Here is a 20486-nt window from a genome sequence, read left to right on the forward strand (position 1 = left end):
ATCCAGCATTGTTCTTACTTATTGTTATGAAGCTTCCTTCAAGCGCATGAAAAGGCTTACATTATATGGTTATAAGGCTATTAGGATCACTTAAAAGTAGGGTCATTACCTGACCCTACTTCCTAACTACTAGGAAAATCGAAGTTTGTTTCGTTTTCTGTCTCCTCTTGATCAAACCATCTTTCAGATACTGTTTTTGTTTTCGTGAAAAATCGAGCGGTGTCTGGACCGAACATTTGCCCTTCTCCATATCTTGAACCTTTCCAGCCACCAAAGTTATGATACCCAACCGGGATAGGAATTGGAACATTCACACCAACCATACCAACTTCAATTTCTTGTGTGAATTTCCTTGCGTGACGACCACTATTTGTAAATACGGTGACACCATTACCATATTTATGATCATTAATGAGGTCGATTGCTTCATCAATAGTATCTACATTAACAATAATCCGTGCAGGTCCAAATACTTCTTCTTTATACATATTCATGTCTGAGGTAACCTGATCAAGTAGTGTTGCACCAAGATAGAATCCTTTGTTGTTTTCTACTTCAGCTTTTCTACCATCTACAACGATATTTGCTCCTTCCTCCACTGCTTGATCTATAGCTAGAAGAATACTTTGCTTTGCTTCCTCGCTGATTACGGCACCAAAGTCCACATCTTCATCATCAAACGAACCTACTTTTAATTTCTCCACTTTAACTTTTAACTTTTCTGTAAAGACTTTAGCAGTTTTTTCTCCTACCGGCATCGCAACAGATATTGCCATACAACGCTGTGAAGCTGCGCCATATGCTGCACCTATAAAAGAATCAACGGCTTTATCTATATCTGCATCCGGCATAATGACCATATGGTTTTTCCCACCACCAAATGCATTTACTCGTTTATGATACTTGGTTCCTGTCTCATAAATAATCTCCGCCACCTTTGTTGAACCGACAAAACTTATAGCATGGATGTCTTCGTGAGTAATAATGGCATCGACCGTATCTTTATCCCCATTTATCACATTCCACACACCCGAAGGCAATCCCGCTTTTTCCCAAAGCTCTGAAATATAAATTGCAGAGCATGGTACCTTCTCAGACGGTTTTAAAATCATCGCATTTCCCACGGCAACCGCCATAACACTCATTGCAAGTGGAACCATAACAGGGAAATTAAATGGAGAGATACAGGTTACAACACCCAAAGGCTGTTTCATGGAGTAGGAATTAATGTCACCACCAACATTAACAGAATGTTCTCCCTTTAAAATATGTGGTGCACCAATAGCTAAATCTACTGATTCAATGCCACGACTTATTTCCCCTTTAGCATCTGAAATGGTTTTGCCATTTTCTTTTCCAATTAATCGTGCTAATTCATCTGTATTTTCAACAAGTAGCTGTCTAAATTTATGAAGAACCTGTACTCTTTTTCCCACTGAGGTATTTTCCCATTTTTTATAAGCTTCTTTTGCTAGCTTCACCGTTTCATTTACCTCTTCTTTTGAAGCAAATGGTACAGTAGCAATTTTCTCTCCTGTTGAAGGACTATAGACAAATCCAAAACGGCTATTTGTCCCTTCCACTTTTTCACCATTGATATAATGTGGAATAGATTTGACTGATACAGTCTCCATTTAAGAGCCCCCTTTTTTCATTTAATCATTCCAACAACTATTGCCTACCTCTTAATTACACCACTTCGTTGTATATACTTATTTACGAGATTCTTCCTTATAATCAATAGACCGCATGTTTACTCCAATCGTATTTGATGTCTCATGCCATATTTTCTTTAAATACTTTACGTAAAACAGCAATCATAAAATCAATATCATCATCTGTACTAGAAAGCGGCGGACTAAGTGTAATAATATTCGTATATCCAGCCACGGTATCTCCATTTTTCCCAACTATTAATCCATTGTCTTTACAATCTGCAATTATTTTCCCTACACGTTCTTTTGATGCAGGTACTTTCGTTTCTTTATCCTCCACCATTTCAATACCCACAATTAATCCAAGTCCACGTAAATCACCTACATAATCATAGCTACGTATCTCATCCAACCCTTGTAGCAACTTATTTCCTAATTCCTCGGAACGGTCGTATAAATTTTCCTTTTCCATAATTTCAATATTTTTTAGTGCTAATGCACAAGCTGCTGGATTTCCACCAAAAGTATTGACATGTCTAAAATGACTATTTTCTTCTCCACTCTTAAATGTTTCATAGATATCTTTTCTAACAGCTGTTACTGATAATGGTAGATAAGCACTTGTTAACCCTTTAGCCATTGTGATAATATCAGGCTTCACATTAGAATGCTGATGTCCGAACGCCTGACCAGTACGACCAAAACCACAGATAACTTCATCAATAATTAATAACACACCATGTTTATGACAGATTTCTTGAACTTTCTCGACGTAAATTGGGTCTGGTATAAGAATTCCTCCACCAGTAATAACCGGTTCCATAATGACAGCAGCGATTGTTTCCTTTTGTTCCCAAATAATTGTGTCTTCAATCTCTCTTGCTTTTTGTATATTGTACTCACGAACAGACATTCCTTCTGGTTTTCGGTAATTATCTGGTGGAGCAACATGTAAAAAACCTGATGAAAGTGGTTCATATTTATATTTTCTTAAAGCCTGACCAGTAGCAGATAATGCCCCCATCGAACTACCGTGATATGCACGGTAACGGGAAATAACTTTATAACGGTTAGCATCACCATTTTGTTGATGATATTGGCGTGCCATTTTGAATGCAACCTCATTTGCATCGGAGCCACTATTCGAATAGAATATCATGTAGTCACCACCGAGCATTTCATTGAGCTTTTCTGCTAACTCAATGGCAGGCAAATGACTTTGTGTCATCGGCACATAAGCCATTTTTTTAATTTGATCATATGCGGCCTGTGCTAATTCCTCACGACCATATCCAACGTTCACACACCATAGACCCGACATACCATCTAAATAACGATTTCCATCACTATCCGTAATCCAAGAGCCTTTACCTTCTTCCATAATCATTGGTGGATTTTTTTCACTATAAGGTGAAATATGATGCCATATATTTTGACGATCCCTTTCTGTAAGTGACTGCATTTTTTTAACCGTTTCCATTAAAATCTTCCCCCTTTTAACTTAATGTCCAAATGGCGGCTACTACCTATTTAATTAATACTATTTAGATTTGACAAAATTTTAAGTATATTACATAATCTATTGTATAATGGATATATCAAGTAGTCATTTAACAAACTGTTAAATTTTTCGGGTTTACCTTTTACGATTTGAAGGGTGGGAATTAAATGGAGAAGTGGGCAATTACAATTGAAGATGTTTTATCACGTGACGTGTTTCGGAATGCCAAACTTGTTGCAGGTTTAATTGGAGTACAGCGAGAAATTAAATGGACACACATTCTGGAAGCAGGAGATATTGAGTCATTTATTAATGGTGGTGAGCTCATCCTTACAACTGGTTCTGGAATCCAATTTGACTCTCCAGAGGGGATTCCGTATATTGAAAAATTAAAAAATAAGAATGTAGCAGGCATTTGCATCGAACTTGGAACAAACATCAAAAAAATCCATCCAGATATCATTCAATATGGAAATGACCACAATTTTCCGTTAATTGTATTTAATGAAATCGTTAAATTTGTCGATATCACACAAGACCTTCACACATTAATCATTAACAATCATCATCACATGTTAAGTCAGCTTAATATATTTTCCAAAACAGTTAATGAACTTTCCTTACTCCCCAATGGCATCTTAAAAATTTTAAAAGAACTATATCTTCATATGAATATAGATATCCTTTTTATGACAGATGATACGAAAAACTACTACTATCCACCCAAAGCAAAAGATGATTGTGATTTCTTTCAAACTTTAATCGAAAAGACGAGCAGCACAAAGCAATATGGGAAATTTTTACAAGATAGTCATTATTATCTGATATTCCCTATAAAAGGACTTGGACATACCTGGGGATATTTATGCCTTAAACACAAATCAAGTGAATTAGACGAATTTTCATTCTCCCTAATTGATCGGGCTAATTTGGCTATCGCTCAAATCATGCTGCGTAACAGGACAATAGAAGAAAGGAAACAGAATCAGGAAGAAGATATTATTCGTAGACTTATCCAAGGTAAAAACTGTGATGGAACAGAAATACAAAAAGTCCTTCCTGCTCCCGCAAAGAACTTAAATTACCGCTTATTTCTAATCCAAAACCATAACTTTGAGACTAATACTAATAGAGAAGATTGGGAAGAAATCAAATTGCAACAATCCATAATTATTCGTTCCTTATTTCGAAAAGGTGGATGTATTCCTGCCATATCTATCAGTAAAGATAAGATAGTGGTTATTGCTTCCTTTTATAAGAATGATAAAGCAGAAAAGGATACGGATCGATTTCAAAAGATTTCAGAGGAAATAAAACGCATTGAAGAAAAAAATATCTTTTATGGGAATCAATGTACGATTGGAATTAGTAACCTTAAGCAGGACTACAACACTCTTGATTCAAGCTACCGAGAAGCTAAAAATGTCATTCTTATCCAATCATTTAACTTAATACAAACTTATTTTTATGAGAATATTGGAGTCTATCGCGTCCTATTAGAAATGTTGGAACATGATAGTTTACATACCTTTGTTCAGGAATACTTAGGACCAATACTCAACTATGATAAACAGACAAAAGGCGAGCTTTTACTGACACTTTCAACGTACTTACAATGCTTAGGTTCCAAAAAATTAACAGCAGAACGCCTATATATTGTACGACAGACATTATACCATCGGTTAGAAAAGATTAGTAATCTCTTAGGAGAAGATTTTATGAATCCAGTGAATAGACAAGCCATTGAATTGGCAGTAACTGCCTATCACCTTTTGGAATACAAAGAACTTCAAAAAGAAGGCACAAGCCATAGAACACTGGTTTTTAGCTGATAGAAAAGGGCATAGATAAATCATCTACGCCCTTTAAAAACTTAAAACATCGTAAAGCTTACAACTATATTCTTCAATTATTTTGCAACCAATTCCAATACCGTCTGCAATACAACATTTACTCCTTTTTCACAATCCTCCCAAGATGTTAACTCATCCTCAGAATGACTTTTTCCATTCACACTTGGTACAAAAATCATAGCAGCCGGAATATACGTTGCAATAAACTGTGCGTCATGACCAGCACCACTAGGCATTCGTTTATATGTGTAATCTAAAGAACTACAAGAATTCTCCATAGTACTAACAAGTTGATCATTAAACCAAACCGTATCACGATCCCATAGTTTGTTAGCAGTCACCGCACATTTTTCTCTACCTTCTGATTCAGTCAAACCTTGAATAATATCCTCCACCTGACGGATGGTATCCGCTTCTTTATGACGTGCTTCAATTGTGAACACAACTTTATTTGGAATAACGGTATGAATATTAGGACTAACATCCACTCTACCAATCGTGTAAACCAAATCACTATCTAATTTACTCATTTTATCTCGGATCTCGTTTATTAAATTATTTGCAGCGAACAATGCATCTTTACGCATAGACATTGGCGTTGTACCAGCATGATCGGAATCTCCAGTCACTTCAATTTCATAGCAGCACATGCCAACGACACACTCAACAACTCCAATATCAATTGATTCATTTTCTAACACTGGACCTTGTTCAATATGCAACTCAATAAATGCAGACGCATCTTGAAGTCGATTTTCTTTTTCACCTTCATAACCACTTGCCTTTAAAGCTTCTTCAAATGTTACACCTTTCGTGTCTGTGGACTTTAGCATCTGTCCTTTATCAAAGCGACCAGACATAACTCCAGAAGCCATCATAGAAGGTTCAAATCTTGCTCCTTCTTCATTTGTAATATTAGCAACAACAATAGGCACTTGTGGCTTAATATTATTATCAACCAATGTTCGAACCACTTCAAGACCTGTTATAACACCAAGAGCACCATCAAATCGTCCCCCTTTTTTAACAGAGTCCAAGTGAGATCCAATGACAACAGGAGGCTTACTATTATCTAGACCTGGCAACGTAGCATACATGCTTCCCATGTCATCCCATTTCACTGTCATTCCAAGTTCCTCACATGAAGATTTAAAGTGATTTCTTACTTGAATGTCGATATTAGATAACGCTAAGCGTGTTACTCCATTATTTTCTGTTCGTCCGAAGTCAGCAAATTCTTCTATCGTCTGTTTTAAGCGTTCCCCATTTACTACTACTTTTTGTTTTTCCATATATACTACCTCCATTAAATAAATAACTTTTTGTGCTTTTGTAATTTTCCTTTCATGACTAGTGTTGTAATATATTTCCTGCTATCTGGGTTGGTTAGTCGAATGGTACGATGGGAAGCTGACCCATCTATTTTTTCAAACTCCACTAAATCGCCTTCCAACGTCCCTTTAATATTTTTTATCCAATAATTATCCTGCATCAACTCATCAATGAGGCGCTTTTCATCGATAAATTCATCATAACTAGACATTTTCAAGCATCCCTCCTCTAAGATAAATCGTAAGGTAAATATAGGAGAACATTCCACCTCCCCCCACTACTATTTCACTGCTTCACTTGCTTCATCATCTGTTAGTTCATCAGCAATGGTCCAATCACGTCCTACCGTAATTCCCAGATACTTTTCATCATCCGGATCACTAATTTCGGCTTGTGGGTATTTATGAAAATACCAATACTTTGTTAGTACATAATAGATGGCACCTGCAATAACGAAGCCTACAATGAAGGAATAGGTCATAAAAAGGATAGCAATTATCCCACCTATCGCCCATGAGATAAAACCAGCAGTGTTGACTCCCCCATCATAACGATACTGTCCTTTTAATCTATACAAATCAGGAACATTTACCCGTCTTTTCCGTAATAAATAGTAATCAGCAAAAAGAATACCACTTATAGATGATAACACCGCACCTATAATTAATAGAACCTGTGTGAGTATCTCAAACACACTCCACGGTTGAATGACAGTACCAACAATCCCAACAACAAAAACAGAAACAGCATGTGTAAATTTTGGCCCCAATACATTGGAGAAAACAGCAGCAGCTGGTAGGACATTTGCTGCAGTGTTTGTCGACCACTGTGTTAAAACAATCATTAAAAGAAGCATGGCCAGCATCCACCCTGATGCCGTTTCTTGCAAGGCAGTGACTGGATTAGAAGTACCCGCAACAACGAATGCTGCAGCACCAATCATAATCATAAATGCTTCTGTTAACGGCATCGCTATTAAGCTTCCAACAAGTGTTGTTTTATTTCGTTTGAACCAATTTCTTTCATATTTTGGTGCCTTAAAATGACGGGATATAGTTGGAATATCGCAACCCAACGTTGCCCAAAATCCCATGTTTGCAAAAATAACAACCATAAAAGCGGTTATCGCTGCGCCACCTGTTACTGGGCTATTCACCCATGCCCATACATTATTCCCCTGTGCTGCAATTTCGGTTGTTAGTGTCTGGTAGATAATAAGAGAAAAGATAACGATAATCGGAGCTGCTAAATCGGCAAATCGTTCAATCCATTTGATTCCAGAGGCTGTATTGATTAATTGGAATAATGCAAACACGATATAACAAAGTAGCCAATTATCAAATCCTACATACATCGTGTTTAAAATTGCATTGATAGCTGTTGCACCAAAGTAGGTATTGATTCCAAACCAGAATGATGCAGCAATTGCCCTAGTTAAAGAAGGTATATGGGTACCAACTGTTCCAAAAGGTGCCCTCATATAGACTGGGAAGGCTAAGCCATGCTCTACACCTATATCACCAATAAGTGAAATGAAGAATCCAACAGCAATACAACCAACTAAAGTCGCAAGTACTACCCAAGGGAGTGAAATATTTTGTATCCCTGAAGCACCTATATCAAATGTAGCCAAAAGAATAGCCATTCCAATCCACATTGCAAAAAATCCCATTATCCCAATGGACTTATTTTCATGGTGAATCGGTAGTAAGTCTGGAGATCTTAAATAGGAACTTTTTTTCTTATTCTCCTGCAAGACTATCGACCTTCTCTCTTTTATTTTTGCTCCCCGAAAAGCTGCCCTATATAGTTTATATCAAGCAGCTACGGGGAGTTAGTAGTTTATTTACTCGATACCGTTCCTTCCTTCTTTTGTTTTATCGTATCTGAGGTGAATCTTCCTCGTTTCACAAATTTACCGGCACCAGGATTACCAACAAATTCCATATCCTTCACGACGTATTCTCCACGTGAAAGGACGGTCACTGGTTGCCCAGTTACTTTCATGCCTTCAAGCGCACTGTAGTCAACTGCACTATGATGGGTATTCACAGAAATAGTACGTTCTACATTAGGATCAAATAAAACAATATCAGCATCTGCCCCAGGAGCAATTGTCCCTTTATGCGGGAATAGACCGAATAACTTGGCAGCTTGTGTTGAAACCATATCGACAAATTGATTTAAGGAAATGCGTCCTTTTTTAACCCCTTCAGAAAATAGAACACTAAAACGATCTTCTACAAACGGACCACCATTAGGTATTTTGGTGAAGTCATCCTTTCCTAAATCCTTCTGACCATCAAAATCAAAAGAGCAATGATCCGATCCAATGGTTTGTAGTTGACCACTCTTAAGGGCATTCCAAAGAACTTCTTGATTGGATTTATCCCTTAATGGTGGAGACCATACATATTTTGCACCCTCAAAATTAGGTTGGTCCAAATAACTTTGATCAAGCACTAAATACTGTGGGCAAGTTTCACCAAACACATTAAATCCCTTGCTACGTGCATCAGCAATTTGTTCCACTGCTTCTTTACACGTCACATGTACAACATATAACTGTGAATCGGCAAGCGCTGTTAATTTTGCAGCGCGCCCCGTTGCTTCACCCTCTAGTTCAGGTGGACGAGTTAATGCATGATATATCGGTTCTGTATTCCCTTCCTTTAATGCCTCTTTCGTTAGATGTTCGATAACGTCCCCATTTTCTGCGTGAACCATAACCAATCCACCATGCTTTCTCGCAGTAGTTAAAGTCTGAAACAATGTTTCATCATCAGCCTGCAATACATTCTTATAGGCCATAAATACTTTAAAAGATGTTACTCCTTCCTCCTCGATCACCGTAGGTATTTCTTCTAAAACGCTTTCATTTGCTTCTACAATTTGTAAATGGAATCCGTAGTCAATAACTGCTCTACCTTTGGATTTCTGATGCCATTTCTCTAGAGAACTTTTCAGTGTCTTACCTTTTTCCGTTAAACAAAAATCGATAATAGTGGTTGTTCCTCCATGAGCAGCTGCAGTGGTACCGGTTTCAAAGTCATCCTTTGTCACGGTTCCACCGAAAGGCATCTCCATATGTGTATGTGGGTCAATTCCTCCTGGAAAAACAAATAGACCTGATGCATCAATTACTTCTGCATATACATCACTTAAATCCTGCCCAATTGCTTTTATTTTCCCCTCTTCAATTAAAACGTCTGCCTGATACGTATCTGTTGCTGTTACAATGGTTCCATTTTTAATAATCTTTTTCATCTATAATTCCTCCTTTGATTAAAGTAAGACTATTTCAAATAGATTCCACGCATGGAATTTATGAATTTGCCCTTTCTAACATTTGGATTGCGGATTGGCGATCATTCCAAGACATTGGTGGTTCCGTAGGTGTAAGATTAACCATGTCAATCGCTCCATCTACTGGACATACAATAGAACAAAGGTTGCAACCAACACAATCATCTTCTCTAACCTTCAAATATTCGTTGCCATTCTCATCGGTCAACATATCAATACATTGGTGAGAAGTATCTTCACAGGCAATATGGCATTTATTACAATTAATACAAACATCATTGTTAATACGAGCAACAACCTTATGATTTAAGTCTAAATCGCTCCAGTCTCCATACTTCTCAACAGATTTACCAATAATCTCACTTAGAGAGTTAATACCTTTTTCATCCAAATAATTAGATAGACCCTCTGTTAAATCATCAATAATTCGGAAACCATGATGCATGGCTGCTGTACAGATTTGCACACCACCTGCACCCATTAGCATAAATTCAACAGTATCCTGCCATGTTGAAATCCCACCAATTGCTGAAATTGGGATATTAATCTCGGGATTTCTAGCACATTCCCCAACCATGTTCAATGCAATTGGTTTAACTGCTGGACCACAATAACCACCATGAGCACCTTTTCCATTAACATTTGGTTCTGGATTCCAGGTATCTAAATCAACACCAACTAAACTATTAATCGTGTTAATCATACTAACCGCATCTGCTCCACCACGCTGTGCTGCTTTAGCTGTTTCTCGAATGTCTGTTATGTTCGGTGTTAGCTTGGTAATAACCGGCACTTCTGCGGCCTCTTTCGCATACATGGTTACCTTTTCTACTAAATCTGGATGTTGACCAACTGCAGAGCCCATCCCTCTTTCAGACATACCATGAGGACATCCAAGGTTTAATTCAAAGCCATCCACTCCAACATCCTGAACTTTTTTAACAATTTCATGCCAGTTTTCACGTTTCGGTTCAACCATTATTGAGGCAATAATAACCCGATCCGGATATAATTTTTTAGTTTCATAGATTTCTTTTAAATTGACCTCAAGGGGCCTGTCGGAAATTAATTCGATATTATTAAAACCCGCAACGCGTTGTCCGTTGAAATGATGAGCACCAAAGCGAGAAGTTACATTTAAAATTGGCTCTCCAAGTGTTTTCCACACTGCCCCTCCCCAACCTGCTTCAAACGCTCGCTGTACTTGATAGCCGGTATTTGTAGGTGGCGCGGATGCTAGCCAGTATGGGTTTGGGGATTGGATACCAGCAAAATTGATACTTATATCAGCCATTTTCATCCTCCTGTCCGTTTTCTAAATTTCTTTACAATTAAACATTATTAATAGTAGTTTCTTTTAACCGTTGATGAATGGACAATGCCGTATCTTTTCCTTGTTGAGCTGCGGAGACAACCATTGCTTCCCCAATTCCTTTACCAAAGATAACGTCACCAGCAGCATAGACTTTCGGATTAGACGTCATAAATGTCTCTTGGTCTATTTTTACAACTCCTTCATTATGTTCCAAACCAAATCCTTCAATAAGGTTCATATGCCGAGTTTGTCCAATTGCCTTTACGATAATATCAACATCCATCAAAAATTCGGATCCTTTAATTTCAACTGGTCGAGGACGTCCATCAGCACCTACTTCCTTCAGTTCCATCCTTACACATTCCATTTGTTTTACATGTCCATATTCATCACTAATAAGACGTTTCGGACTTGTTAACCATCTAAATTCGACACCATCTTGTTTAGCAAATTCGTATTCAAAATCATAAGCTGTCATTTCCGCTTCTGTTCGACGATAAATGATTTTCACATTTTGCGCACCAAGTCTTACAGATGTTGTTGCACCATCAATAGCTGTGTTTCCAGCACCAATAACTGCTACACGTTTACCGATAAATTCCTCCTCATAAAAGCCATTTTTCGTCCGCTCTACAAGGTCAATTGCATCATAAATTCCCTCGAATTCTTCCCCTTCAATACCAATCATCGGAACTTTTGACATCCCTATTGCAAGTACAACTGCATCATAATTTTCAACAAGGTCTTCTGGATAAATATCCTTTCCAACTTCCATATTTGTTTTAATTTCTACACCAAGTTGTTTTATCTGTTCAACTTCCCATAGTGAGATATCTTTCGGAAGACGGAATGGTACAATTCCGAATGTGTCGAGGCCACCTGGTTCACTTTTTGCCTCATAAATAGTAACCTCATAGCCTAATCTGGCTAGTTCTCTCGCAGATGATAAGCCCGCTGGTCCACTGCCAACTATAGCAATATGCTTCCCATTCTTTTCTCCGGATTGAAACAATACCTCTTCATTTTTAATCGCCCAATCTGTTGCATATCGTTGCAAATCTCCAATTGGGATTGGTTTGGTGGAGTTATTAAGCACACATGCTCCTTCACATAGCTCTTCTGTTGGGCAGACCCGACTACAACTAGCCCCTACAGGATTAGCTTCCATAATTGTTGTTGCGGAACCCTTCATGTTTCCAGATGCAATTTTTTTAATAAAGCCTGGAATATCAATACCTGTTGGGCATGCTGTAATACACGGTGCATCGTAACAGAAAAGGCATCGATTTGCTTCATCGAGGGCTTCTTGAACATTGAAGCTGGCTTTAGATTCATCAAAGTTACTTGCAAGTGCATCACCTGATATCAGGTTTTTTAATAAGTCACTCAATGATAAACCTCCTTATAAGTATTGTTTTTATACTTTTTCTTATAAAAGTGAGAAAAGAATTAAAACTCCAATCAAATACCTCCTACCCATATGTAAACCTAGTGTACTCTAACCACCTACTAAGTGATTGTTTACTGTTCGTTTGTCAATTCAAATAAGAAAAAGTGTTTCGACTGGTATTTAAAAATTTTACATAAAAGGAAAATCATGTATCGGGGATGAATTACTGCTTTTGAGGTGGATATAATGTGAAAGTGCCATGAAGAAATCAGGTCTACATTTAATTAATATTATAAAATTTTAAAAATTCATATTCATTGGACAAATTGTAAAATAATTCGCAATTTATGTAATCATTTTGTTAAAAGTTTACATTTGAACCAGTTTTTCGTTCTATTTTTAAAACATGTTATATCATACTATCCCCCCACACAAATCGACTTTTTCCCCCATATTTTATATTTCCCAATATATTCTCCTAAAAACTTCCCTTTAATTGGGAGCATATTTTTTCATATACGTTTTAAAATAATGTCAAATAAGAAAGGAGGTAACAGAGTGAATTCAGCAAAAAAATTCCTTTTTGGATTCTCTATGCTCATCTTGATTTTAGCGGGTTGTAATACGGACCAAGGTGCACAAAATAATGATAATCCAAATAACAACGACTTCCAAAATGTAAGTTTTGGACCTAATCACAATAACCAAAACGAAGGAACAGAAAATCTTCCAGATATCCCATTATTTGATGGAAATCCTAATGAAGGAAATATACATCAATATCAATTTCGAAAAGAATTTAGATATCAAGATGGAAATTGGGAAGAAATTCATCCTGACAATAGAAACCAAAACCGGTATCAAGTACCATCAGATACTGAACCTAATGCTGGCAATACTCCAGAAGAAGGTAACAACAATGTAGCTGAGGGTGATAACCAAACACCAGAAAATGGACAGGCAACCGTAAATGCTAGCGAGGTAGTAAAAGAGGTTGTCCGATTAACCAATGAAGAAAGAAAGAAAAATGGGTTATCCGCATTAAAGATGGATCCTGAATTGAATAATGCAGCACAGAAGAAGTCTGCTGATATGGCTAGTAATGGATACTTTAGCCATAATTCACCCACCTATGGATCACCTTTTGACATGTTAAAACAATTTGGCATTGAGTATTCTGTGGCAGCAGAAAATATCGCAGCTGGACAAGATACTGCTCAGGCAGTTGTTGACGGCTGGATGAACAGTGAAGGACATCGAAAGAACATCCTGAATAAATCTGTCACACATATTGGTGTTGGCATGGCAGAAGGCGGAGCTCAAGGACCTTACTGGACTCAGCTTTTTATTGCGAAATAAGTAGATAGTGAAAGAAATTAAATAGGAGAGCACATGGAATAGCGCTCTCCTTAAAACCCTACTTTACAATTTCGAAGTCATTCACCAGCGATTACAAACTCTGCACTGGTCGAATTATAGCTAGCGTCATCTGATATCCAAAAAAAGAAAAAACGAATCGTATGTAACAGAATTACCTCGATTCAGAATTTACATTTTCTCCTTCTAAATTACGATAACGGCCACTAGAGAAAATTAATGGTTCCCCATCTTGAACACGAATATCTGTAACCCTGCCCACAAATAAAGTATGGTCACCTTCTACGTATTCTGATTTCACTTCACAACTTACTTGAGCAAGAGCTTCCGGAATAACAGGCTTTCCATCTAGATATTGAAAGGTTAGATTGCTCGTATCCTTATCTTTTGAAGCAAACACTTTTGATACCTCTACTTGATGTTCAGCTAAGATATTTACAGTAAAACTTTCTGTTGTTTGAATTTTTTCTAATGTTTTTGAGTCCTCTTTTACAGAAATTAACACTAATTTAGGATCCAACGATACAGACATAAATGCATTCGCTGTCATTCCATGAACATAACCATTAATCTCTGTTGCAATTACTGTTACCCCTGTTGCAAATTTCCCCATTGCATCTCGAAATAGACGATCATCCATTTGATACATCCTCTCTTTGGTATTTGTTGATTATATATTATTTGTAAAGTAATCTTGAAGTCAGTTATTAAAGCTATCCTTTTTTTAAAATCAACCAGGATATTCTATTAATAAATCCAATGCTATCGAACATCCTAATGAATTACCAGCATGATTGCTTCTTAAAAGTCTGTTTTCAATGTATAACTCTTTAAACTAATTGTAAGTTTTTAATACTAACAATTCTAGATTAAAAATTAATTTTTCCAATTTTTAAGTGAATTATTATTGATTTTTATCGAAATATCCAATTTTAGACTATCTTTTACAAATTTAACTCATCTAAGGCAATATGTGAGTCGAGTATAAGTAAGATCTGAAAGTTTTGTCATGGGTTATAAAGGTCTTTTTGTATCAGTTTTTCAATTTTATCGCAGGTTAAGGGGCAGTAATACCCCCACCTCAAAAATGGGGATGAAAAACCCCCCACTGATTGAAGATTCACCTTATTTTTCCTATACGCCAATCCACTCATGGGTAGGGATAGATTATCCATGGTTTGATGAATGTATAAAAAAGCTATGCGTCCGTGACACATAGCCTTCTCATTTTCTTGTACTGTGTTAGCCAATTCACTTCATAATAGTTTTCAGAAAATATTTTCAAGGATACAGGACTAGCTTACTTTTCCGCTAAACCACCTTGAATTTATTAGTCATATCGCCTTTTATTGAGCCACCTATTTACAGCCCATAAAAATTTATAGTATTTTGATATAGTTGCTCGTATACATTTTCGACAGTGATACCTTTAATACTAGATATTTCTGAAATTGATTGGTGAATTAATTTGGGATGTGTCTTTGTATGTTGAAATGACTCTTTATACTGCCACGGACCATCTGTTTCCACCATCATCCTAGTTAAAGGATATTCCTTTACTAGCTTTTTTGTCTCCGCATCGTATAAAACATCTGGTGTAATCGATATAAAATAATTATTCTCCAGCAAGTACTCTATTTCCTTTTCATTTCCTTTAAACCAATGAAAGTGTGCTTTTTCTATCGAGTGCTTTTCCAATAATGAGCACACGATTGGTGTGTGCTCACGGATGACATGAAGAACAATTGGTTTATTATATCTTTTAGCAATGATAATAAACTCTTCTAACATTTCAATATACGGATCTAAATCCATATTTTTATTTTCTTGCATCCGAAAATACGGTAAACCAATTTCACCAACTGCAACCATTTCATCATGGAATCGTTCAATAAATAGAAAAAGTGCTTCTAATTCTTGCCCCTTTGGAAGTGGTTGTTCTGGATGAAAACCAAAAGCCGCCTTTACTCTGCTATTTTTTCGAGTTAATGATAGATTAATGATGGCAGACGCAAGATTACTAGAAACGCTAATCATATGATCGACATCAAACTTCTCCATCTCATCTATAATAATTTGTCTCTCCGCTTTCTTATAGGCATCTAAATGTACATGAGCATCGATAACATTCTTATTCAACAAATCTCCCATCTCCTTAAATTTATCTATATAGAAACAATCAATTTAAATCTTTCTAAACCATACCTCTAGCTAGTCTTAATTTCTTAATACATCTCACTATTTTTTCCTATTTTAGCATTATTCGTGTCATATGTCACTGTTTTCCGAATTTTGTCATAACCAGTATTACAGGAATTAAGAATACGGTAAACAACCTATTCATGAAATATTTGAAAGGCAGATTGCGGATGGTATACCACTACCAAAGATTTTTAACGAATGTTCCCTATCTTTAACTGGGAAAACGGTTGTAGACCGAATTATTACCGGGCTATTAAACTTATCTTAGAGTGGACCTGGTGACTTAAGTCTCTGGACCAAGATTCCTGTTTCTGTGGTTCCCTTGAAATAAGAAAAGGCTCAGTAAAAATACTGAACCTTTTCTTATTTCATTTGAAGACTACTGCAACTATTCGATGATCTGTAATTCTTTCGGGAACTTGGTTAGTGTTTCGAATCCATCTTTTGTGATGAGCACATCATCTTCTATTCGAACTCCACCAATACCTGGTAGGTAAATTCCTGGTTCAATAGTATAAATCATACCTTCTTTTAAAATGCCATCATTTAAGTGACTCATCGAAGGGAACTCGTGTACATTAATACCTAGTCCATGTCCAATTCGATGTGGGAAATAATCGCCATATCCTGCTTCTATAATGATATCTCTTGCCACCGTGTCAAGATCGCCAATACGAGCACCTGGCTTACTAGCTTCTAAAGCTGCGAGTTCCGCTTTTAGTACCGTGTTATAGATTCCTTTTTGTTTTTCTGTTACGGATTTATAGGCTACTGTTCTTGTAATGTCTGAGCAATAGCCATCAAGCACAACACCGAGATCAAATAACACCATGTCACCAGCTTTTAATTTCCGATTTCCTGGGTTGCCGTGTGGATCACCGGATTTTTCACCAAATAAAACCATGGTAGAGAACGACATTTCACGAATTCCTTTTTTCTTCAGTTCATACTCAATTTTAGCTAATACTTCCATTTCGGTAATCCCTTCTTTTAGGGCGTTAATTCCTACTTGAACACCATAGTCAGCCATTTCTGTTGCTCGTTTGATAACAGCAATTTCACTTTCATCCTTTACAACGCGCATTTCATTTAATTTATCCTCAACAGAAACGACGTTTGCTTCTGGGAACAGACGAAGGATTGCTTCGGATCGTCCAAAGGTAAGAACTTCTTTTTCAAACGAAACGGCATTTGCTTTTGCTAGCTTTCTTGATTCAATAGATGTTTGAATCAGGTCCCATGGGTTTTCATGGTCGGAATATCCGATAATTTCGTATTGCCAACCAGCATCTTTTAGTTGATTTACTTCCATCGCTGGTAGAACAAATAATGGCTGGGATTGTTTGAATACGAAGATTCCCATTAAACGCTCATGTGGATCCGTATGGAAGTTGGATAGATAGTATACATTTTCCGTTGAATTTAAAAATGCAACTTCTATATCTTTCTCGTTTAACCAAGCTGTTAACGTTTCTAAACGTTTATTCATGACTGAACACTCCAATCACACATATTATTACTGATTTTACTTTTCCTTTTGCGTTGCTAGTGATACTGCGATTAATACGATAATAGCTGCTGGAACGGAAATAACAGAACTGTTTAATTCAAATGGTGTGTTAAGCACCAGTTCCCATACTAAGGTTACGACAACCCCTGCAACCATGGAAGAAATACCACCAATTGCTGTCACGCGTTTCCAGAAGAATACCGCTAAAATTGCTGGTGTAATACCCGCACCATAAACGGTGTAAGAATACATTTGTACTTCTAATACCGTTGGGAAGTAGCTAATTAATAGATATGATATCGCACCAAGTACAACGATGAATACTTTGGTCATCACTAATTGTTTCTTATCAGATGGATTTTTATTAATATACTTTCCATATATATCATACGTCATATTTGTAGCTGCGGAAAGTAAATAGGAATTCCCTGTTGTGATAATAAAGGCCGCCGCTGCAGCTAGTAGAATACCACCTACACCAAGTGGCAAAGCAGTTGTTGTTGCCATCAATGCCATTCCAGGGTCAATATCTGGAAAGAGCGAACGAGATGCAAATGCAATAATCGAAATAGCAGGTGATATGACTAGCATCACCAATAACCAACTGAGAGCTGCGCGTTTTGAAGATTTATCCCCTTTGGATGCAGCCAGACGTTGATACATGTTTTGGTCACTTAATAATAGGAATAAAGAGGGTAAAAGGTAACCCATTAATTGAATGGTTGTTAATCCACCTGTTGCTGTCATATGAGATTCTGGGACATTGGCCACAATAGAATCCCATCCTCCTGCAACGGAAATAACGATTGGTACGGTGATAATTAAACCACCAACCATTAAAAACCCACTGATTGCATCGGTTTGCGAAACAGATCGAAGTCCACCAATCATCGCCAGGAATATAATTAATACCGCCGCAATGATTGTACCGAGTTCCACACTCATCCCCGTCGTGATATTTAATATAAAGCCAAGACCAGTCATTTGATAGGAAACGATCCCGACGTAAGCTAAGATAACAATAACACTTGCTAAATTACGAGCAGGGGTACCATATTTTTCCTCAAGGATACCTGAAATGGTGTATTTTCCAAATGCCCGGATTTTAGGGGCAATGATATAAAGAATAAAAATACCAATAATGGTTGGAATCATTAACATGAATGAAGGAAAAATACCAAAACTATAGGAGACAGATGTTTCACCACCGGAAATACTCCCACTTCCTGTCCATGTTGCTAGTAAGGTACCCATTAAAACGAGTGGACCCAAGCTTTTACCAGCTAGGACAAAATCTTGACTGTTTGATACTTTCTTTGACATGTAAATACCGATACCAATCATTAGTACGGCATAAATCCCAATAAACCAAAGTAATTGGGGATTTGATTGTAGTTCCATTTCTAATTCACTCCTGAATATTTTATTTCTACTTTTATCTCATCCCAAACATCTTGTCGCAAGAAAAAATCACGATTATTTGTGAATCAAAATATTAACTTTTAACAATGGGTTGTGAAATATTTCGTAGTTAAGCAGTCCTACAATTTTTCAGCTTTTAAAGCGTAACATGCATAAAAAATCGAATCAAACAGCCTATAGATGCGTTTTCACGTCAATGACATGATATTTTTACTTGAATAGGAACCTAATCATTCATTCGACAAAATACTACAAAATACTGAGGGATAGGTATGTTTACAATCGTCCTTCGCTTTCTCGTTTGCTGTTTAGTAAGGTGAATGGTGCGAATGTTCACCGAAGTGATTCAAGTTATATATACGGATTTCTAAGTTCTATTTCTCATATTACGGTAGAAAAGACAATGGGGAACGGTCAATTGTGTGGAACAAGATTGAAGAGGAAACACCAGCTTTTGGCAGAAAATATGTCATCGATAATGGCCGATTTGTTGAATCAAGTGGAATTGAGCGGTTCAATAGGCATGTTTCACTATTATAGCTTCAATAGAGAAAGAGAAGTGGCGTTTTATTATCCACAGTTGGAATATGATTTTTCACCAAAAGAATTAGATATTGCGACCGAATTAGATAAGAACACACTCCGAAGGTAAAACAAAGTGATCTACTTCTCGAATTTGACTTGGAAGAAATTAAAGCAGCAGGTTAAGACATAACAGCACCGATTGTTATTACAAACAAAGAAGAATATCTTGATGTTAAACCTACCAATCTTCCGAAGGTTAATTTACAGATGATTTATTAAGTTTATCGAACGTAAGAAAAGTGACCGGTTATTCATATGCCGGTCACTTTTCTCCCTTAATCTGTATAAAATTTTATAGTCGCGCAAACAACACATTATTTTCTAAGTGGATATGCTGGAATGTATCCTCTTCTAATTCCGCCAAACGTGCATAGGTGATTTGGTATGAACCACATGCATTTGCAGGAGGAACGAATCCTTCTGTGATTTCACGCATTTTCTTTAATAAATCCCCTACCTCATTATGATCTTCTTCAAGCCCACCATTTGCAACACGAATTTTTTCAAGTAGCTCTTCACTTGGTTCTTGTTCATATTGTTTAATTAATGGAAATACTTCATTATCTTCTTTGATTGTATGGTCTTCCATTTCCGTTTTAAATTTGTTATATAAGTGGTATAGCTCTTTTAGATGGGGATGGTTAACTCCATGCTTACTATAAATCTTCGTCACGAATTGTCCAAGTGCTGGAAGCTCCTCCATCAAATAAGCATGATGATGATGTCTAATATGATCAATTACTTCAGTTAATGGTTTTGCATCCCAATCCACTACCTCATGCTCTTCTTTGTTCCATTCATCATAAATAGAATTAAGCTCATTTAATATGAAGGCATCATCCAAATTCTTCTCTGCGAATGTTTCTTTTAATGGTCGTTTTCCTCCACAACAGAAATCAATTTGATGTTCTTTAAACAGATCACTTGCTTTTGGAAAAATCTTCACTATATTTGCAGGTGCATGTTCAGCTGTAAATTTCATTATTTTCCCTCCAATATTTATTCTTGAATTCATTTTAATTTATATTTAAATTACTT

General features: G+C 36.8%; 16 protein-coding genes. 3 read left to right on the forward strand and 13 right to left on the reverse strand.

What is annotated here, in order from left to right:
* Nucleotides 1–122: 122 nt before the first annotated feature.
* On the reverse strand, nt 123–1634 hold the full coding sequence (locus CAO17_RS13775) for a CoA-acylating methylmalonate-semialdehyde dehydrogenase (protein ID WP_085993258.1): 1512 nt from the start codon (nt 1632–1634) through the stop codon (nt 123–125).
* A 142-nt stretch (nt 1635–1776) separates the two neighbouring features.
* On the reverse strand, nt 1777–3135 hold the full coding sequence (locus CAO17_RS13780) for an aspartate aminotransferase family protein (protein ID WP_085993259.1): 1359 nt from the start codon (nt 3133–3135) through the stop codon (nt 1777–1779).
* 188 nt (nt 3136–3323) lie between these two features.
* Between CAO17_RS13780 and CAO17_RS13785 the strand changes: the two genes are divergently transcribed.
* Nucleotides 3324–4988 carry a PucR family transcriptional regulator gene (locus CAO17_RS13785; RefSeq protein WP_085993260.1) on the forward strand — a complete coding sequence of 555 codons (1665 nt, stop codon included), beginning with the start codon at nt 3324–3326 and terminating at the stop codon, nt 4986–4988.
* Between the two features lie 77 nt (nt 4989–5065).
* Here the strand turns inward: CAO17_RS13785 and CAO17_RS13790 are convergent, their stop codons facing one another.
* The 6 genes from CAO17_RS13790 to CAO17_RS13815 all read right to left on the reverse strand — a co-directional run bounded on the left by CAO17_RS13790 (nt 5066) and on the right by CAO17_RS13815 (nt 12352).
* Nucleotides 5066–6301: a Zn-dependent hydrolase gene (locus tag CAO17_RS13790; RefSeq protein WP_085993261.1), complete on the reverse strand. Its 1236-nt coding sequence runs from the start codon at nt 6299–6301 to the stop codon at nt 5066–5068.
* A gap of 14 nt (nt 6302–6315) precedes the next feature.
* A complete protein-coding gene (locus CAO17_RS13795) occupies nt 6316–6552 on the reverse strand; it encodes a hypothetical protein (RefSeq protein ID WP_085993262.1) in 237 nt (78 codons plus the stop codon).
* Between the two features lie 69 nt (nt 6553–6621).
* Entirely contained in the window at nt 6622–8097 is a 1476-nt protein-coding gene (locus CAO17_RS13800; protein WP_085993263.1) for an NCS1 family transporter, read from the reverse strand.
* 86 nt (nt 8098–8183) lie between these two features.
* Entirely contained in the window at nt 8184–9608 is a 1425-nt protein-coding gene (gene hydA, locus CAO17_RS13805) for a dihydropyrimidinase (protein ID WP_085993264.1), read from the reverse strand.
* 58 nt (nt 9609–9666) lie between these two features.
* On the reverse strand, nt 9667–10941 hold the full coding sequence (gene preA / locus CAO17_RS13810) for an NAD-dependent dihydropyrimidine dehydrogenase subunit PreA (protein WP_085993265.1): 1275 nt from the start codon (nt 10939–10941) through the stop codon (nt 9667–9669).
* Nucleotides 10942–10978: 37 nt separating this feature from the next.
* Nucleotides 10979–12352, reverse strand: coding sequence for an NAD(P)-dependent oxidoreductase (locus tag CAO17_RS13815; protein WP_085993266.1), 1374 nt, complete (start codon nt 12350–12352; stop codon nt 10979–10981).
* Between the two features lie 558 nt (nt 12353–12910).
* On the opposite strand from CAO17_RS13815, the gene CAO17_RS13820 reads away from it, so the two are divergent.
* The gene (locus tag CAO17_RS13820; protein WP_245831852.1) at nt 12911–13711 is read left to right on the forward strand and encodes a CAP domain-containing protein; all 801 of its coding nucleotides are present in this window, start codon (nt 12911–12913) and stop codon (nt 13709–13711) included.
* Nucleotides 13712–13883: 172 nt separating this feature from the next.
* Here CAO17_RS13820 and CAO17_RS13825 read toward each other — a convergent pair whose 3' ends face one another.
* The 4 genes from CAO17_RS13825 to CAO17_RS13840 all read right to left on the reverse strand — a co-directional run bounded on the left by CAO17_RS13825 (nt 13884) and on the right by CAO17_RS13840 (nt 18842).
* Complete coding sequence (locus CAO17_RS13825) at nt 13884–14369, reverse strand: flavin reductase family protein (protein WP_085993268.1); 486 nt, start codon at nt 14367–14369, stop codon at nt 13884–13886.
* 722 nt (nt 14370–15091) lie between these two features.
* Entirely contained in the window at nt 15092–15871 is a 780-nt protein-coding gene (locus CAO17_RS13830) for a TatD family hydrolase (protein WP_245831853.1), read from the reverse strand.
* A gap of 448 nt (nt 15872–16319) precedes the next feature.
* Nucleotides 16320–17420 (reverse strand): M24 family metallopeptidase, encoded by a 1101-nt coding sequence (locus tag CAO17_RS13835; protein WP_085993270.1) that lies wholly within the window; start codon nt 17418–17420, stop codon nt 16320–16322.
* Nucleotides 17421–17456: 36 nt separating this feature from the next.
* On the reverse strand, nt 17457–18842 hold the full coding sequence (locus CAO17_RS13840; RefSeq protein WP_085993271.1) for a sodium:solute symporter family protein: 1386 nt from the start codon (nt 18840–18842) through the stop codon (nt 17457–17459).
* 322 nt (nt 18843–19164) lie between these two features.
* Here CAO17_RS13840 and CAO17_RS13845 point away from each other — a divergent pair, with 322 nt between their 5' ends.
* Nucleotides 19165–19515, forward strand: a complete 351-nt coding sequence (locus CAO17_RS13845) for a hypothetical protein (protein WP_218775568.1) — start codon at nt 19165–19167, stop codon at nt 19513–19515.
* A 225-nt stretch (nt 19516–19740) separates the two neighbouring features.
* Here CAO17_RS13845 and ric read toward each other — a convergent pair whose 3' ends face one another.
* Nucleotides 19741–20430 carry an iron-sulfur cluster repair di-iron protein gene (ric, locus tag CAO17_RS13850; protein WP_085993273.1) on the reverse strand — a complete coding sequence of 230 codons (690 nt, stop codon included), beginning with the start codon at nt 20428–20430 and terminating at the stop codon, nt 19741–19743.
* Nucleotides 20431–20486 lie beyond the last annotated feature (56 nt).

It is taken from the genome of Oceanobacillus senegalensis (genome assembly GCF_900176885.1).
GTDB lineage: Bacteria > Bacillota > Bacilli > Bacillales > Amphibacillaceae > Oceanobacillus > Oceanobacillus senegalensis.